We start from the raw sequence: 3,248 nt of genomic DNA, 5'->3' as shown, positions 1-3,248 counted from the left end.
AGAACTTGGTTGAGGTCGGTGGTCAACGCGCCGATGGCCTCCCCCTTGCCGCGGAGTCCGTCGGCCAACGCAGTGAGGATCGCGTTCAGTTTGGCGACGTCGACCTTGTTCAGCACACCGACCAAGTTTTGGAACACCGTGTTGACCTCGGTGGTCACGTTGCGTGATGCCACCACCGCCCCCGCCCTCAGCCGCTTGGTACTCGGGTCGGCGGGAGTGAGTAGGTCGACGTACTTGGCCCCGAATGCCGTTGTGGCGGTGATTTCGGCGCCGACGTTGGCGGGGATGTATTTCAGCTGCTCCGGATAGAGTTCCAGCTGAAGCTTGACCGGCTCGCCGGGCTGGATCGAAGCAACCCGGCCGACTTGTACGCCGCGCAGCTTTACTTTTGCGCCGGGTTCCATGACCAGACCGGAGCGGTCGGAAGTGAGGGTCACCCTCGCGTACGGCCTGAAGTCTCTGTTGAACGCGCCAAACGTCAGCACAAACCCACTGATGATGAAGGCGAGGAGGATCACCGTCCACAGTCCCGGGTGCAGGCCGGCCTCACGCCGTTTCCTTCTCATCGTCGCTATCCCGACAGGTTGAAGTCGCCGGACACCCCGTAGGCGGCCATCGCGACCGCCAATGTCACCGCCACCGCCACGACCAGTGACGCGCGCACCGCACGACCGACGGCCTCGCCGACCCCTGCCGGTCCGCCCGAGGCGTTGAAACCGTAATAGGTGTGCACCAGCATGATCGATGTGGCAGTCCCGATGACTTGCAGCATCGACCAGATCAGGTCGGTCGGCTGCAGGTATGTGTGGAAGTAGTGGTCGTAGACGCCGGGGGCCTGCCCGTAGGCGAAAATGACGAGAGTGCGGGTGGCCATATAGCCGGCCAACGAAGCCATGCACCACAGCGGAACGGTGACCACGACGCCGGCGACCACCCGGGTGGAGACCAGATAGGTGATTGTCCGGATGCCCATCACCTCGAGCGCGTCGATCTCCTCGTTGATCCGCATGGCGCCCAACTGCGCGGTAGCACCCGCACCGATGGTGGCCGCCAGGCCGATGCAGGCGACCAGCGGCGCCGCGAGACGCGTATTGATGTAGGCCGACGCGAAACCGCTCAAGGCCTGCACCCCGACGTCCGATAGCGATCGGAACAGCTGGATGGCGACCAGCCCACCGACAGACATCGTCAAGGTGGTGACGATTACCACGGTGCCGCCGATGACGGCCAGCGCGCCAACACCCAGACTCATATTCGCGATCAGGCGCAGCGTCTCCACCTTGTAGCGGACGATGGCTTCCCACGTGAATCCCAGCGCCCTGACGTAGAACGCGGTCTGAGTTCCCAGCCGGTTCCAGCCGTCGACAAGTCCGCGCGCGGTATTCGTCAGCCGCGGCAGCCGCTGCCCAGAGGGGACGGCGGTCATATCGTCGCCTTCGTCGTGACGGCCGTGAATACCACGTTGATCACGAACAACGCCATGAACGTGTAGACCACTGTTTCGTTGACCGCGTTGCCGACACCTTGCGGGCCCCCGCCCACGGTGACGCCCTTGTAGCAGGCGATGAAGCCGGCGATCACGCCGAACAGTGTCGCCTTGACGAAGGCTATGAGGACCTCGGTGACTCCGACCAGCAGCGTCAAGCTGGCCGCGTAGGAACCGGGATTGACGTGTTGGAAGCCGACCGAGAAGAAGTAGCTCGTGACCAGACCCACGATCGTGTTGATGGCGTTGAGCAACAACCCGTTGACCATGAGCGCAAGCACCCTCGGCACCAGTAGGCGCTGGATCGGGTCGATGCCCATCACTCGCATCGCGTCGATCTCTTCCCGGATGGTGCGGGACCCCAGTTCGGCGCACATTGCGGTGGCGCCGCAACCCGCGACGACTAACACCGTCGATATCGGGCCGATGTACACGACACACGCCAACGCGGCGCCGGTACCGGACAGGTCGGCGGCGCCGATCTCGACCAGCAGGATGTTGATGATGAACACCGCGAACGCGTTGAAGGGGATCGAGACCATAAACGTCGGGAAGATCGTCACCCGCGCCACAAACCAGCTCTGATGGATGAACTCTCGCCAGGCCCAGGGCGGACGGAACATCTGCACCAAAATGTCGAGCGACAGTGCGAAGAAGCTGCCGACCTCTCGCAGCGGCTTGGTGTAGGTCTCCGGCTTTAGCTCGTCGTCCTCCTTCGGCGAACTGGTGTCCGGCGGAGCAGGGCGTGCTTCCGTCGCAACCACTAGTGCACCCGTTGGTATCTAGCCTCGGCCGACATTAGAGCGGTGAATCCTCCCCGTTGCGGTTAATAACTAGCGCCGTATCCCGTGCAGTGTGGCCCACGGCACAGCGGGACGGTACCACGACTTTCATCGAGAGCAACCACATATCTCTTTATTGTCGACAATATCGGATCGGTAGACATCTGTTGAACTGAGACGGATTTGCTGTGAGGTTCCGACAAATTTAGTCAGAATGTCGCAAAGATTGGTGCCAGAGCGGCCTCCACGGTCCGTGGTGGACGCTGTCGACGGGGCCGCTTCGCACCTCTACTACCTCGAAGTTCAGGATCGCAGCGCCTAATCCGCGGGCCTCGAACCGTTCGCGGCGCAGCCGGATTGGAACATCCATTCCGGCTCGGCGGAGGCACGATCTTGTGGTTAAACCATTCGCTGTGATCGAATTAATTTGATGCGTTCTGTATCCGTTAATTGCAATAAATCGGCGCTTCTGGCTTTGCACTGACATTTTTACCGGCCATGTGTATGAAGAGTTATCTCAACCGCCCGAAGAATATAATTGCTCATATTTGGAGCTCCTTGTAGCCCCACTTGCTCACCTATCGAACCGACAAGGAGAAATAGCAAGATCGAGAATCTGGCCGGTAGTGAGACGCACTCTGCACCACAAACTCCAGGACCGCCGCATCCACGCCCACGCAGTACGTCGCACGAGAGGCACGGTGTCCTAAGTCGGGCACCGGCACGGAGCCGCCCGATCGCGGAGGCGCTGGCAGTGGGCATGACCAGCGTTTTTCGCTACACCGACGCATGCGCTCCTGCATAGGTGGGCGCGATTGCCGGTTCGCATTGCCCTAGAACTCGGCGTGCAGCGCCCTCCACCGCGTCAGATCCGGCTGACGCTGCCGGCCAATTACGCCCCGCCAACCGCTCGCCCGTCGACCCGTCTCAAACTTAGGGCGACAGCGGTTGGAAGCAGAACACGTGAATGACTACGCGCG

Annotated in this window: 3 protein-coding genes; all 3 read right to left on the bottom strand. The window is 61.6% G+C overall.

Going from position 1 to position 3,248, the window contains the following annotated elements:
- Window positions 1-566: MCE family protein (locus VN856_RS08145; protein ID WP_325687866.1), on the bottom strand; the 566-nt coding region annotated here is incomplete at its 3' end.
- A 5-nt stretch (window positions 567-571) separates the two neighbouring features.
- The gene (locus VN856_RS08140; protein ID WP_325687865.1) at window positions 572-1,426 is read right to left on the bottom strand and encodes an ABC transporter permease; all 855 of its coding nucleotides are present in this window, start codon (window positions 1,424-1,426) and stop codon (window positions 572-574) included.
- Complete coding sequence (locus tag VN856_RS08135; protein WP_325687868.1) at window positions 1,423-2,160, bottom strand: ABC transporter permease; 738 nt, start codon at window positions 2,158-2,160, stop codon at window positions 1,423-1,425. Before VN856_RS08135 ends, VN856_RS08140 begins: the two co-directional genes overlap by 4 nt.
- Between the last annotated feature and the right edge of the window lie 1,088 nt (window positions 2,161-3,248).

The sequence above is a fragment of the Mycobacterium sp. genome (assembly GCF_035603715.1).
GTDB lineage: Bacteria > Actinomycetota > Actinomycetes > Mycobacteriales > Mycobacteriaceae > Mycobacterium.
The sequence above is the reverse complement of the archived record's forward strand: the minus strand, read 5'-3'. Positions and strand labels throughout refer to the sequence as shown.

Bases quoted from the DNA above. Each gene is read 5' to 3' on its own strand.
- VN856_RS08140 (WP_325687865.1), bottom strand. From the start codon at position 1,426: ATGACCGCCGTCCCCTCTGGGCAGCGGCTGCCGCGGCTGACGAATACC.